Below are 12,376 nucleotides of genomic sequence, written 5' to 3'. Positions count from 1 at the left end.
GGTAATCCCCCCATTTTTAGGAGCATTCAAAAGTAGAGGTCATGCAGCCTTTGCCAGATGCTGTTTCGGTGTGTAGCCATCTAGCGCCATGTTGGGCCGTTCATGGTTATAAACCCACAGCCATTGCGTTGCAAATTCTTGTAGTTCCTCCAGTGTGCCAAACAGGTGATGAGCCAACCAATCGTAACGCACCGTTCTGTTAAACCGCTCTATGTACGCGTTCTGCTGGGGATTGCCAGGTTGGATATACCCCAAGGTGATCCCCTGTTTCATCGCCCACTCCTTGAGCTCCTCGCTGATATATTCCGGGCCATTATCACACCGGATCATCGCTGGTTTGCCACGCCACTCGATCACCTGCTCCAGGGCTCGCTTGACCCGCGAGGCTGGCAATGAAAAATCAACCTCTATGCACAGCGCCTCGCGATTAAAGTCATCGATCACATTAAACAGTCGCACCGACCGGCCATCACTGAGCTGGTCATGCATAAAATCCATCGACCAGCACTGATTGGGCTTGTCTGGCACGGCCAATGCGTCCGGCTTTTCACGCACCAGTCGCTTCTTGGGTTTGATCCGCATGTTCAGTTCAAGCTCCCGATAAATCCGGTAGACCCGCTTATGGTTCCAGCCAAACCCTTTGACATTGCGTAGATAGAGGAAGCAGAGGCCAAAGCCCCAATTGCGCTGGCTGTCGGTGATACGCAGCAACCAATCCGCAATAAGCAGGTTTTCATCGGCAAGCACGGGTTGATAGCGATAACAGCCTTCACTGACCTTGAAGAGGTTGCAGGCCTGCCGGACAGAAATGGCGAAGTGCGTTACGGCCTTGGTAGCCATCTCCTTGCGGGCAGATGGCGTTACCACTTTTTTGCCATGGCCTCGGCTATGATCTCGGCCTTGAGGCGCTCCTCGGCATACATTTTCTTGAGGCGACGATTTTCCTCTTCCAGCTCTTTGAGGCGAGCCATGAGGGAGGCATCCATGCCACCGAATTTGGAGCGCCACTTGTAGAAGGTGGCGGAGCTGATGCCATGCTCACGGCACAGCTCGGGGACGGGTGAACCGGACTCGGCTTGCTTGAGAATGGCGATGATTTGGGCATCGCTAAAGCGTGATGTTTTCATGTAGAACCTCCTGCGTTCAAGATACGAGAAAATTCTACTTATGAGCACCCCAGTTTTTCGGGGGGATTACCACTTCCAATTACTTAGAAGTTGTACTGCAGGGCAACCGCGACTACGTCGTCGGTGTTCTGGCCCAGAGAGTTGGTGGACTTGCCATTTACGGAGTCCAGCAGGTTCAGCTTGTAATCAACGTAGGCGTTGAAGTTCTCGGTGAAGTTGTACCAGGCACCGATAGATACGTACTCGGTGTAGGTATCATCGATACCGTGAGCAGTGTCTTTTACATCAGTGCGCAGGTAGGCCAGAGAAGGCTTGAACTTGCCAATGCTGTACTGGGCAACGGCTTCGTAGCCATCCATCTTCTCGGCGTAACCGTTCTTGGCGAACAGGTGGTCTTCACCGTGGGAGTAGGTTGCAGCCAGGTAGAGGTCGCCAGTTGCATATTTGGCACCAAAGCCCATCAGCTTGGCATCCTTGTCGCCACCGAAGGCTGCATAGCGAGCTTGCTCGTCGGTCTTGCCAGCCTGGTTATAGGCAGCACCCAGGCTCAGGCCCATATCGAAATCGTAGTTGGCAGAAACTGCGAAGCCCTCTTTGGAGCCAGTGCTATTCCAGGTTGCGTTATCAGCGATAGTGGTTCCGTCTACGTGGTCAACGCTGAAATCTTTATCAGTCGCAGTGCGACCAGAGTTCTGCGGATCATTGTTACCGGTGAACTGGGCACCCAGGGTCAGACCCTGATAGGTGTAGATGTACTGGGCCAGACCGTTGGTACGGCCGGTACCGAATACTTCGGTATCTTTGCCCAGGCCGTCACCGCCCCACTCAGGCAGGACGTCGGTATAGTTGTTGACGGCCTTGGTGAACAGGCCATCCTGACGACCATAGCTGAAGGCGCCGAAACGGTCGTGCTTGATGCCGGCATAGGCATAACGCAGCTCGTCGTTGTCAGAACCGGAAGTCGGCAGGTTGTACTCGGCAAAGCCGAACGCCTTCATCTCGGGAGCAATCTTGGTCTCGCCAGCAACGTGCAGACGGAAGTAGCTCTGGTCACCTTCGGAACCGTTGTCATCAGTACCGTAGTACATACCCTGAGCACGGCCGCCGATTTCCAGCTTGGTATCGTTCTGGTTGTAAACGGTAGCAGCATGGGCGCCGCTCGCCAGCAGTAGGCTGGAGATGGCAATAGTCAGTGCAGACTTCTTCATATGCGTTATTCCTCTGATGTAAACACTTCCGAACTTGTTGTCGGTTCTGTGAAATCGGAAATGGTCCGATAGCCACACGGTAGGCGTCCCAACCTTGACTGGGCCTGAATCCATCGTTGTTTAATTGAGGTGACAAGGTCGTTATCAAAACTGGGTGTGACGGTTTTTGACAAGATAAAAAGAGATTAAATTCAATGAATTATTTTCTAGTGACTTTTTTGACATCAAGGCTGTTCTGAGCAACAAGGTCGATGGCTCAAGTTGTGAGCTAGATCACGCAGGGGAGAATGGGGGCGGGGAAAAAACGTGGGGAGCCTTGCAAGGCTCCCCCCAGTGATCAGATGGGCTTTTGCCACAGGGTCAGCAGCAGATCCTGTTCCAGTTCATTCGGGCCCTGTTGAGCGAAAGCGTGACGCTGCTCACCGGTTGCCCGCCAGCCAAGACGGCTGGTCTCCAGAATAAAGCTGCGCATTGCCTGATCCATGATGAGGCTGAACTGGCAGCGCTGTTGAGTCACCGGATTGAGGCCGCCGAGGGTTGGCCAGCTGAGAGGGTGTTCCATGCTCACCGGATTGAGGCTGACCCGCAGTTGCCACTGATGACGGGGACCCGGCTGCAGATAGAGCAGATAGCCACCGGGGGCCAGCCAGCTGACCAGCTGTTCAGTCTTGACCTTGAGATCGTTGACCAGCAGCACCTGAGCAGAGCCCGGTTGCAACGGCGCGCGAGCGGGATCGGCAATGACAAACTGGCCGTCCGGCTGCGCTTTTTTGGCGGCAAAGATGGTGTTCTTGGCGATATCAACCCCGGCAAACTGCCAGCCGGGCAGGCGCTCTGCCAGCGCGCGGCAGTAGTAGCCTTCACCGCACCCAAGATGGATCAGCTCTTGTGGGGCCAGCGGAGCGAGCAGGCCGGCCATGGCCTCAACCAGCGGCAATTGGTGGCCGGCTTCCAGAAAATGGTGCTTGGCGCGCATCAGGGCACGGCTGTCGCTGTCTTTGGGGTTTTTCTTGCCGGGGATGAGATCCAGATAACCTTCCGGTGCCGGATCGAAGTGATGCTTGTTGTCGCAATAGCGCCCCTGGGAGGCTTCATGAAGATGGAGCGGACTGCGGCAGCGGGGACATTGAAGGTGCATAGTAACTCTCTGGGCGAATGCCGGAACAGTGAAGGGCGTTCGGGATTATAGGGGAGAGGATCAAAAAAGGCTGCCGTAGCAGCCTTTTTTATCCCAAGGCCTCAGTCAGGCCTGCGGACGGGTCATCAGCGAGTGCCAAATACCACAATGGTCTTGCCGTGAGCAGAGATGAGCTCCTGCTCTTCCAGCATCTTCAGGATGCGGCCCACGGTTTCACGAGAGCAGCCGACGATCTGGCCGATCTCCTGACGGGTGATCTTGATCTGCATGCCATCCGGGTGGGTCATGGCATCCGGCTGTTTGGCCAGGTTGAGCAGGGTCTGGGCGATCCGGCCGGTCACATCCAGGAAGGCGAGGTTACCCACTTTCTGGCTGGTGTGTTGCAGGCGCTTGGCCATCTGGCCAGAGAGACGCATCAAAATGTCCGGGTTGACCTGGATCAGCTGGCGGAACTTCTTGTAGGAGATCTCTGCCACTTCGCAAGAGCCTTTGGCGCGAACCCAGGCGGAGCGCTCGGGGTTCTCGTTCTCCTCGAACATCCCCATCTCGCCCAGGAAATCACCCTGGTTCAGATAGGAGAGGATCATCTCTTTGCCCTCATCGTCCTTGATCAAGACGGCCACAGTGCCCTTGACGATGTAGTAGAGGGTCTCCGCTTTTTCACCCGCATGGATCAGGGTGCTCTTGGCGGGATACTTATGAATGTGGCAGTGCGACAAGAACCATTCCAGGGTGGGATCGCTTTGCGGTTTGCCAATGACCATGAGAATTCCTCTGTAGTGTCTTTTTATGGACTTGTGCGTCCGGGCAAGCTGCCAATCTTGCCATTCCTTGTATTGGTCGCAGTAGGATAAGAGCCTTTGCCTGTGCTGACAAGGCTTTGCGGGCTTTTGACAGAGCCCTTTGAGTAATGCCTGCTGCGCCGCTTCGGCCATTCTAGGGAAGATAGAGGTCGGATATGTTGATTTTGATCTATTTCCATCCCAACTCCCCCTGTTCGGCAGAGATAAGCGACTGGGTTATGCTAGGGATCCATCATCATGATTAACAGGAGAGAGTGCGAGATGAAAGCCAAGGTCAGCTGGATGGAAGGGATGAAGTTTGTGGGTGAGAGTGAATCCGGTCACAAGGTGATCCTGGATGGTGCCAACCCCGGTGAGGGGGCCAGCCCGATGGAGATGATCCTGCTGGCGGTCGGTGGCTGCAGCTCCATTGATGTGGTCTCCATCCTCGAAAAAGCGCGCCAGTCGGTGACCGCATGCCATGTCGATGTCAGTGGCGAACGGGTCGATAGCGTGCCCCGGGTTTTCGAGAAGATTAATCTGCACTTCGTGGTGACGGGCAAGGGATTGGCAGAGAAACAGGTGGCCAGAGCGGTGGATCTGTCGATGGAAAAATACTGTTCTGTTTCCCTGATGTTGGAAAAAGCGGTACAAATTACCCATAGTTATCAAATTGTTGAAGCTTGATAACGATAGTTTCATTGGTACCCTGGCATAAGGCCGTTACGTAAGGCCACTGCACAAGGCCATGACATAAAGCCATTACATAAGGAAAGTGCAATGAAAAAATTGATCGCTCTGCTTCCCCTTTTGGGTCTGGCGGCGTGCAGCAGCCCGCAACCTACCCAGTATCAATACAGCCAATACCAGTGTGGCGAAGAGATGCTGGCCGTTACCTATGATGCTCAGGCTGACATGGTGCAGTTCCCCTATGCCGGGGTTTACCACAAGCTGGCGCGTGTGGAGTCAGAGTCTGGCGCCAAATATTCCGACAGCGTCACCACCTTCTGGAATCAGGACAAACAGGCTCTCCTCACCCAGAAAGGGGTCACACTGCTGACCTGTACGCTTAAATAAGTGACCACAGATAGCTGAAGGTGTGCGGCTTTATGCCCGGGTCTGGCCTAGGCCGGATTGGGTCAAGAGGTTGAGACCACAAAAAACGGCTTGCCGGGAGGCAAGCCGTTTTTCTATCCATCCGTTATCACTAAACAAGCGCTAGTTGGTGGGGACGCGATTGAGCAGCTCGGCCGCGAGCTGCTGGCTGAGTGCCTGGCGCTGGCTATCTGCAATGCTCACGTCGCTGGTCAGCTGGATGATGCTGCTCCAGACTGCTTTCTGGGTTTTACGATCGAGCAGCACGATGGCCAGCGACCCTTTGCGCTGGTTGGCCGAGGCATATACCCCGGGTGTCATGCCAAGGCGGGCGAAAATCTCGCCGTCACTCATATCCTTGCCGCCCGCGACGCCGATGGCGACCCAGAGATCCGCCTCGTCGAGCGGTGCACTCTGCCATCCCTTGCCATTGAGCTCCCGGCTTACCGCCTGCTGCATCGGCTCCAGCCACCCTTCCGCCAACTCACCGGCAAATTGATACTGTTCGGCCAGGGCGTAGCGCGGGGTTGCACCATAGGTCCAGTTGCCCATCGGGCGAACCAGCATGGTGCCGGACTCCAGCGTGGGGGCCGCCGGCCCGCTGCTGCAACCGCCAAGCAGGGCGAGCAGTGCCACAGAGAGATAAGCAAGCCGCATCGTGAACTCCTTTGAATCAGGTTATTTTGCCGGTTTCGATCAATTGCTGGATGAGCGGGCGCAGGATCAGCTCCATCGCAAAGCCCATCTTGCCACCCGGCACCACTATGGTGTTCATCCGCGACATGAATGAGCCATCGATCATCGACAGCAGGTAGGGGAAATCCACCTGCTTGATACCGCGAAACCGGATCACCAGCATACTCTCGTCCAGACTCGGGATCACCTTGGCGCTGAAGGGGTTGGAGGTATCCACCGTCGGCACCCGTTGGAAGTTGATATGGGTGCGCGAGAACTGCGGGGTGATGAAGTTGATGTAGTCATCCATGGAGCGAACGATGGAGTCGGTCACCGCCTCGCGAGAATGCCCTCGCTCCGAGGTATCGCGGATCAGCTTCTGGATCCACTCCAGGTTGACGATGGGTACTACACCTATCAGAAAATCCACGTGGCGCGCCACATTGTGATCCTCGGTAACCACACCGCCGTGCAGCCCTTCATAAAACAGCAGATCGGTATTGCTGGGCAGATGCTGCCAGGGGGTGAAGGTGCCGGGCATCTGGTTGAAGGGCACCGCCTCGTCAAAGCTGTGCAGGTAGCGGCGATACTGGCCATTGCCATCCTGCCCATAGCCCTGAAAAAAGCTCTCCAGCAGCCCGAAGTCATTGGCCTCAGGGCCAAAATAGCTGATATGACGCCCCTGTTCGCGCGCCTTGCGGATCGCTACATCCATTTCCGGTCGGGTGTAGCGGTGAAAACTGTCACCTTCCACCACAGCCGCGGTATATCCCAGTTGATGGAACATGGAGCGAAAGGCGTTGGTGGAGGTGGAGGTGCCGGCACCGGACGAACCGGTAACAGCAATAATGGGGTGCTTGGCCGACATGGGATTCTCTCTTCCTTGGGAATTCCGTTATAAGGTCCGGATTGCGGTTGGGTCAAGACTGCTCGATGAAGCGGTCTTTCATCACGATATTCACCGATTCGTGCAGCTCGCTATAGACGATGACAGCTTTGCCTTGCTGTAATTGTTCTCTCACTGCATCGACTTTGACGCCAAGCGGTACATCCTGCTCTCCATATTCGGTTCCTTCCTGCAACACAAAGTGTTCGATCAGGTTGGTCAGGGTGTCGCCGTCCAGTTCTTGCCAGGGAATGATCATTTAAAGGTCTCACAGCAAAAGAGGTGATCGTCAGGCTATTGTTGTGTTGAATCCCGCGAATGCAATCACTTTTTACCTTTTCACCGGAGTCTGAGAGATGTTGTCTGAAGCGCAGCGCAGCGCGCCGTTAACCCTGACTGAGCATCTGGACAGCGCACGTCGAGAGGCGATCGCCCGAGGCATGGTGTGGTTCTGGTTGTTGAACTGGCTGGTGGTGTTGTTTCTTTCGATACGCTACGAGGTTTACAGCCAGGTCGGGCTAGCCAGTGATGACAGCTTGCCCTGGCGCTTTCAGAGTGAGCTGGCCCTGGTCATGGTGGTGCTATTGCTGCTACCTGTTGTCAGCCTCTTTTGTGACCATCTGCAGGATCGCCTCTGGTTACGGATGGCTGCGCTTGTGATGGTGCTATGGGGCGGACTCTGGACGCTGCACATCTACACGATTGGTCAGGTGGAGCTGCGGGGAGGGGTCAGCTATGCCAACGGGATCATGCGGCTCAACCTGCTGGCTGCGCTCATTGCGTTTTATCCCGATCGCAAGGTGTTTTATGGCTATCTCTTGGGCCCGATGACGGTGGGTGTGGGGTTGGAACTCTTTTTACGCGTCGATTTTCCACAGATCTACCTGCTTGGCGTGTTGTTTGGCGTGATTGCGCTGGAGATCGGCCGCCGCATGCTGCACCGCTGGTTTGAGTTGGCGATCATGCGGGAGCATGAAAATCTGACGCTGCTACGCAAACTTGATCAGCTCGCCAAGCAAGATCCTCTGACCGGTGTCGCCAACCGGCGGCATTTCAATATCGAGTTGGATCGCGCGTTAGCCCATAGCCAGGAGAGCGGCGCTCCGCTATCGCTCATCCTGATCGATGTGGACTATTTCAAGCGCTTCAACGACCACTACGGCCATCAGGTGGGGGATATGTGCCTCAAGGAGGTGGCACAAGCGCTCAACCGTGCGGTACGCACGCCATCTGATCTGGTTGCCCGCTATGGCGGAGAGGAGTTTGTGCTGCTGCTGCCCAATACCGGCCGTCAGGCGGCGGCCAGCGTGGCGCAGCGGCTGCAAGATGGCTTGGCCAGCCTGCAGCTGGAGCATCTGGCGTCCGATGTTGCCCCCTGGGTGACGGTGAGTCAGGGGATTGCCTGCTCAGTGTCTGGCGAAGGGGTTAGCCAGTTGCTGGAGCGGGCCGATCAGGCGCTCTATCGGGCCAAGGAGTCGGGACGCAATCAGTTCTGTGTTGCAGAGTGACTCTTTTCGGCAATCCAGCGGCTGATCCGCTCATCCAGCCAGAAGCGGGGACGCCACGGAGTGCCGTGCAGAAAGCCGACATGGCCGCCGCGCTGGCTCAGCTCATAGCGCACCGTGGGCGAGAGTTGATCCGGTCGGGGAATGACTGCGTGTGACATAAAGGGATCGTCGGCGGCGTGCAGGATAAGGGTCGGGATGGGGATTTGAGCCAGCAGCGGTAGTCCCGAGCAGCTCTGGTAGTAGTGGCTGGCACTGTGAAAGCCGTGCAGCGGCGCGGTGACCAGTTCGTCAAAATCGCGCAGGGTGGCAATCTGCTCCACTTGCCGGGGCTGCCAGCGTTCACTCGCTTTCTGCTGTTGGCTGATCTTGCTGAGCAAATTGCGGCGCATGGTACGCAGCAGATAGTTCTGATAGACCTTTGAGAAACCCTGATTGACCCGTTCGGCACAGCTGGCCAGTTGCAGCGGGGCCGAGACTACCACTGCCGCTTTCAATGCCGCAGGACAGGCCCGTGCCAGCAAGTTGACCAGCATATTGCCACCCAGTGAAAAGCCGATGGCGATCAGCGGTTTGCCTGGGAAGCGTTGGCTCAGCTCGGCAATCAGCTCCTGCGCATCACCGATGGCGCCGGAGTGATAGGCCTGCAGGTGGCGATTGGGCTCGCCACTGCAACCGCGAAAGTGCATCAGCACGGCCTCTCTGCCCTCTTGCTGCAGGTGGGCGAACAATCCCTTGGCGTAGTGGGAGTGAATGCTTCCCTCCAGCCCGTGAAACACCACTATCAGCGGCCGTTCATCAAGGCTGACTTCCCCGCTCCAGGCGAGGTCGACAAAGTCCCCATCCTGCAGTTCAAACCGCTCCGCCACAAAACGGGCAGGGGTGCGGCGCAGCCATTTGGGCAATATGGTCTGCAGATGAGGATTGAGTGCCCACCAGGGGGCGTGGAAGTGGCTCTCGGTCAGCATGGGGTCAGTCGGTCTGGGTCGAAGATAAGGAGGACGGGAGGCGTGTTCCTCCCGCCAGTCATTGGCTTATTTCAGCAGGCGATCGTGATGTTCGGCGCCGCGCAGCATGGCCTGGATCAGCTCGTTGGCCTCGAACTTGGTCAGCGCCTCATGAGCACCCACCTGATGGGCCCGCTCCACACTGATCTCGCTGGAGAGTGAGGTGTGCAGGATGATGTAGGCCCCCGCCAGTTTGCTGTCGCTCTGCACCTCGAAGGCCAGCTCATAGCCATCGAGCCCCGGCATCTCGATATCGCTCACCAGAATGTCGATGGGGGTCTTCTGGCTCGCCCGCTCCTGCATCAGGGTCAGTGCATCCTTGCCATTGGTGCAGACCTCATAGGGGATATTGATGTAGTCGAGGGCAGCCATCAGCTGACGGCGGGCGACCGAGGAGTCATCGACCAGCAGGATCCGCATCGGCTTGATCCGTTCCCGCTGCACATCGGTCAGTACCGGATAGAGGTGGCTCGGATCGTCCGGATAGACCCGGGAGAGGATCAGCTCCACATCCAGCAGCTGGATCAGCTGGTCATTGACCCGGGTCACACCGGTTACAAACACATTGTGGCCGAGGGAGGCGGGGGGCGATTCGATATCGCGCCAGTTGCACTCGGTGATTTTATCGATGCCTCGCACCAGAAAGCCCACCAGGGTACGGCGGCAGTCGGTAATGATGATGAAACAGTGGGGCATCTCCTCCTTGCTGATGGGGCGATAGCCCACCGCCATCGCCATGTCGATTACCGGAATGGTGGAGCCGCGCATATTGGCAGCTCCCAACACGGTCGGGTGCGAGTGCGGCATTGCCGTCAGCTGGGTGTAGGGCACTATCTCCTTCACCTTGAGGGTACCGATGGCAAAGGATTGTTTGGCTGAAAGGTGAAACAGCAACATGCCTTGGGATTGATTGGCTTTGCTCGTCATGGCAGATGTCCTGTTGGTCGAAACGTTGGCAGTCACTTCAGGCCTCTAGCATAAAGGATTACGGGGGGAATGGCCCTTCCTTGTTAACGACCATCTGGCAAAAAACTGGACTCATTCAGCCAATTTCGTTGGCGTATTCCATCGGCGTCCGGTTATTGATTGCCATCCTCGCCAACGCCCCACTGCTGGCAGGCCGCTTGCAATGCGGTCTCATCGGCATAACCCAGCTTGCTGGCCACCTGCGCGGGTTTGCTGCCGCCCTTGAGCAATCTGAGCGCCTGCAGCAGTTGCCACTGTTGTTGCAATTCACTCCCTTCCACCGGCGCATCGGCTTGTTGTGCCCACAGTTGCAGAGACTCCGTTTGGCCATTGGCCAGCGCTTGCCAGCAGGCTTGCAGCTCACCGTGACCCTGCTGGCTGATGGCGCACTGTTGCAGCTCATCTAGGATCACCTGCAGTCGCTGACCGTAGGCCCCTTGCCACTCTTTCGGACGATGCCACCGGGCCAGCGAGTCGAGCAGGGCATCGAGCAGCGGGGTGGTCTGCAGCCAGCCAGCCTGCTGCGGCTGAGCCACGCGCAAAGAGACATTCAGCTGATCGTACTCGCAACCGCTGAGGGGGCTGAAGGCCGCGAGGGCATCGGCGCAGAGCCAGAAGCTGCTGCCTGCCGGCAGCAACAGCTCATGTTGGCCCAGTCTCAGCAGCGCGGCGCCCCGGGTGATCCGCAACAGCTGCCCGACCGGAGTTCGTTTGCGGTTGCCGGCGTGCAGGCCCTGGCAGGAAAAATGGTGATACTCGATGGCGTGATGCATGTAAAAACCCTGATATGATGCTGCCTGGAGGTAACAAATATGGAAACCAGACGTAAAAAACGCTTCATTGCCGGTGCAGTTTGCCCGGCGTGCGGCAAGTTGGACAACATGATGCTGTATCTGGAGCATGGAGTCGAGAAGGTGACCTGCGTCGCCTGTGGCGATACCCAGGTACAAACGCCTGCCGAGGTCGACAAGCAGACTCGCGAGGCGGAAGAGGTGATCGGGGTGTTTCGCCCCTGATAAGGGAACTGCGGGTGGAATGCGGGTCTCCTTGCTGACGCTGCTGCCGTTTTTTTCGTCACTCAGTGGCGCCGCACGGCATATGCGCGGCCCGCTTTTTAGGGTATTCTGAGCCCGTTTTTTTCTATCCGCAGGATCCTGACATGAAAGTAGCTCCTCTGAGCGTGGTTACGCTGGAATACACAGTCACCGACGAGCACGGTGAAGTCATCGACAGCACTGTCGGCAAAGAGCCGCTGGTCTATCTGCACGGCACCCGTTACCTGGTCTCAGGCCTGGAAGCCGAGCTGGAAGGTCGCGCGGTAGGTGAAGCCTTCGAAGTGACTCTGGCACCGAGCCAGGCCTACGGCGAATATGATGAGACCCTGGTACAAGAAGTACCGGGCGAGCTGTTCGACGGCATGGAAGTCTCCGAAGGGGATACTTTTGTGGCTGAAACCGACGATGGCCACCGTCCTGTGACCGTGGTTGAAGTGTCCGAAGAGTTCGTCAAAGTGGATGGCAACCATCCGCTGGCTGGTGTGACTCTGGGCTTCAAGGTCGAGATCAAGGACGTGCGTGCTGCCACTGCCGAAGAGCTGGCTCACGGCCACGTTCACGGTGCCGGTGGTTGCGGTCACGATCACGGTCATGACCACGATCACGGCGGCTGCTGTGGCGGTCATGGTCACGACCATGATGAAGATCACGGCCAGGGCGGTTGCTGCGGCGGTGCTGGCCACGGTCACGATCATGGCCACGACCACGGTGACGACCATGGTCACGGCGGCTGCTGCGGTGGCGGCGGTTGTGGTGGCAAGGGCCATCACCACTGATCACGGCCATGCCGATGATAAAAAATCTGCCGTAGGAGTCATACCGAGCAATTAATGCTCATTAATTGCTCCTCCTTCGATGATGAAATCCGAAGCCGGTTGTTCTGGCTTCGGATTTTTTATGTCTGTCAAATAGGCTCGCGGCTTTTCCCAAGC

At 57.0% G+C, this 12,376-nt stretch carries 15 protein-coding genes; 5 read left to right on the top strand and 10 right to left on the bottom strand.

All coding sequences use genetic code 11. The annotated features are described in order from the left end of the window. Positions 1-39 precede the first annotated feature (39 nt). The 4 genes from AB5Y90_RS16350 to crp form a co-directional block, all read right to left on the bottom strand. A protein-coding gene (locus AB5Y90_RS16350; protein ID WP_368166423.1) for an IS3 family transposase occupies positions 40-1,127 on the bottom strand; the annotation gives its coding sequence in 2 pieces (ribosomal slippage) (positions 40-875 and positions 875-1,127; 1,089 coding nt in all). An 83-nt stretch (positions 1,128-1,210) separates the two neighbouring features. Further along, a complete protein-coding gene (locus tag AB5Y90_RS16345; protein ID WP_368167271.1) occupies positions 1,211-2,335 on the bottom strand; it encodes a porin in 1,125 nt (374 codons plus the stop codon). A gap of 337 nt (positions 2,336-2,672) precedes the next feature. After that, complete coding sequence (locus AB5Y90_RS16340) at positions 2,673-3,473, bottom strand: putative RNA methyltransferase (RefSeq protein WP_368167269.1); 801 nt, start codon at positions 3,471-3,473, stop codon at positions 2,673-2,675. Between the two features lie 125 nt (positions 3,474-3,598). Next, positions 3,599-4,237, bottom strand: a complete 639-nt coding sequence (gene crp, locus AB5Y90_RS16335; RefSeq protein WP_005335304.1) for a cAMP-activated global transcriptional regulator CRP — start codon at positions 4,235-4,237, stop codon at positions 3,599-3,601. Positions 4,238-4,537: 300 nt separating this feature from the next. Between crp and AB5Y90_RS16330 the strand changes: the two genes are divergently transcribed. Both AB5Y90_RS16330 and AB5Y90_RS16325 read left to right on the top strand, forming a co-directional pair. Beyond that, on the top strand, positions 4,538-4,942 hold the full coding sequence (locus AB5Y90_RS16330; RefSeq protein ID WP_076494982.1) for an OsmC family protein: 405 nt from the start codon (positions 4,538-4,540) through the stop codon (positions 4,940-4,942). 93 nt (positions 4,943-5,035) lie between these two features. After that, a complete protein-coding gene (locus AB5Y90_RS16325) occupies positions 5,036-5,332 on the top strand; it encodes an MliC family protein (protein WP_040067985.1) in 297 nt (98 codons plus the stop codon). A gap of 141 nt (positions 5,333-5,473) precedes the next feature. Here AB5Y90_RS16325 and AB5Y90_RS16320 read toward each other — a convergent pair whose 3' ends face one another. Genes AB5Y90_RS16320 through AB5Y90_RS16310 form a run of 3 tightly spaced genes read right to left on the bottom strand, consistent with a single transcriptional unit; the run spans position 5,474 to position 7,170 of the window. After that, positions 5,474-6,007, bottom strand: a complete 534-nt coding sequence (locus AB5Y90_RS16320; RefSeq protein ID WP_005335300.1) for a DUF4136 domain-containing protein — start codon at positions 6,005-6,007, stop codon at positions 5,474-5,476. A 16-nt stretch (positions 6,008-6,023) separates the two neighbouring features. Further along, entirely contained in the window at positions 6,024-6,893 is an 870-nt protein-coding gene (locus AB5Y90_RS16315; protein WP_005335299.1) for a phosphoribulokinase, read from the bottom strand. A 52-nt stretch (positions 6,894-6,945) separates the two neighbouring features. Next, positions 6,946-7,170, bottom strand: a complete 225-nt coding sequence (locus tag AB5Y90_RS16310) for a YheU family protein (protein ID WP_005335298.1) — start codon at positions 7,168-7,170, stop codon at positions 6,946-6,948. 97 nt (positions 7,171-7,267) lie between these two features. On the opposite strand from AB5Y90_RS16310, the gene AB5Y90_RS16305 reads away from it, so the two are divergent. Further along, positions 7,268-8,419, top strand: coding sequence for a membrane-associated sensor domain-containing protein (locus AB5Y90_RS16305; RefSeq protein WP_368167266.1), 1,152 nt, complete (start codon positions 7,268-7,270; stop codon positions 8,417-8,419). Here AB5Y90_RS16305 and AB5Y90_RS16300 read toward each other — a convergent pair. From AB5Y90_RS16300 to AB5Y90_RS16290, 3 genes are all read right to left on the bottom strand, one after another. Then, entirely contained in the window at positions 8,398-9,384 is a 987-nt protein-coding gene (locus tag AB5Y90_RS16300) for a hydrolase (protein WP_368167265.1), read from the bottom strand. The genes AB5Y90_RS16305 and AB5Y90_RS16300 overlap by 22 nt on opposite strands. Before the next feature lie 66 nt (positions 9,385-9,450). Further along, entirely contained in the window at positions 9,451-10,350 is a 900-nt protein-coding gene (locus AB5Y90_RS16295; RefSeq protein ID WP_204380156.1) for a chemotaxis protein, read from the bottom strand. Positions 10,351-10,502: 152 nt separating this feature from the next. Then, the gene (locus AB5Y90_RS16290) at positions 10,503-11,162 is read right to left on the bottom strand and encodes a hypothetical protein (protein ID WP_368167263.1); all 660 of its coding nucleotides are present in this window, start codon (positions 11,160-11,162) and stop codon (positions 10,503-10,505) included. 39 nt (positions 11,163-11,201) lie between these two features. Here AB5Y90_RS16290 and AB5Y90_RS16285 point away from each other — a divergent pair, with 39 nt between their 5' ends. After that, positions 11,202-11,405: a YheV family putative zinc ribbon protein gene (locus tag AB5Y90_RS16285; protein ID WP_005335287.1), complete on the top strand. Its 204-nt coding sequence runs from the start codon at positions 11,202-11,204 to the stop codon at positions 11,403-11,405. Between the two features lie 143 nt (positions 11,406-11,548). Then, positions 11,549-12,220: a peptidylprolyl isomerase gene (slyD, locus tag AB5Y90_RS16280; RefSeq protein ID WP_005348264.1), complete on the top strand. Its 672-nt coding sequence runs from the start codon at positions 11,549-11,551 to the stop codon at positions 12,218-12,220. Positions 12,221-12,376: the final 156 nt, after the last annotated feature.

Origin of the sequence: Aeromonas sp. R4-1, assembly GCF_040908325.1 — a bacterium.
GTDB lineage: Bacteria > Pseudomonadota > Gammaproteobacteria > Enterobacterales > Aeromonadaceae > Aeromonas > Aeromonas veronii.
The sequence above is the reverse complement of the archived record's forward strand: the minus strand, read 5'-3'. Positions and strand labels throughout refer to the sequence as shown.

What these genes read in the sequence shown, in the direction of transcription:
- AB5Y90_RS16345 (WP_368167271.1), bottom strand. Translation starts at nt 2,335, where the DNA reads ATGAAGAAGTCTGCACTGACTATTGCCATCTCCAGCCTACTGCTGGCG.
- AB5Y90_RS16340 (WP_368167269.1), bottom strand. Translation starts at nt 3,473, where the DNA reads ATGCACCTTCAATGTCCCCGCTGCCGCAGTCCGCTCCATCTTCATGAA.
- crp (WP_005335304.1), bottom strand. Translation starts at nt 4,237, where the DNA reads ATGGTCATTGGCAAACCGCAAAGCGATCCCACCCTGGAATGGTTCTTG.
- AB5Y90_RS16330 (WP_076494982.1), top strand. Translation starts at nt 4,538, where the DNA reads ATGAAAGCCAAGGTCAGCTGGATGGAAGGGATGAAGTTTGTGGGTGAG.
- AB5Y90_RS16325 (WP_040067985.1), top strand. Translation starts at nt 5,036, where the DNA reads ATGAAAAAATTGATCGCTCTGCTTCCCCTTTTGGGTCTGGCGGCGTGC.
- AB5Y90_RS16320 (WP_005335300.1), bottom strand. Translation starts at nt 6,007, where the DNA reads ATGCGGCTTGCTTATCTCTCTGTGGCACTGCTCGCCCTGCTTGGCGGT.
- AB5Y90_RS16315 (WP_005335299.1), bottom strand. Translation starts at nt 6,893, where the DNA reads ATGTCGGCCAAGCACCCCATTATTGCTGTTACCGGTTCGTCCGGTGCC.
- AB5Y90_RS16310 (WP_005335298.1), bottom strand. Translation starts at nt 7,170, where the DNA reads ATGATCATTCCCTGGCAAGAACTGGACGGCGACACCCTGACCAACCTG.
- AB5Y90_RS16305 (WP_368167266.1), top strand. Translation starts at nt 7,268, where the DNA reads ATGTTGTCTGAAGCGCAGCGCAGCGCGCCGTTAACCCTGACTGAGCAT.
- AB5Y90_RS16300 (WP_368167265.1), bottom strand. Translation starts at nt 9,384, where the DNA reads ATGCTGACCGAGAGCCACTTCCACGCCCCCTGGTGGGCACTCAATCCT.
- AB5Y90_RS16295 (WP_204380156.1), bottom strand. Translation starts at nt 10,350, where the DNA reads ATGACGAGCAAAGCCAATCAATCCCAAGGCATGTTGCTGTTTCACCTT.
- AB5Y90_RS16290 (WP_368167263.1), bottom strand. Translation starts at nt 11,162, where the DNA reads ATGCATCACGCCATCGAGTATCACCATTTTTCCTGCCAGGGCCTGCAC.
- AB5Y90_RS16285 (WP_005335287.1), top strand. Translation starts at nt 11,202, where the DNA reads ATGGAAACCAGACGTAAAAAACGCTTCATTGCCGGTGCAGTTTGCCCG.
- slyD (WP_005348264.1), top strand. Translation starts at nt 11,549, where the DNA reads ATGAAAGTAGCTCCTCTGAGCGTGGTTACGCTGGAATACACAGTCACC.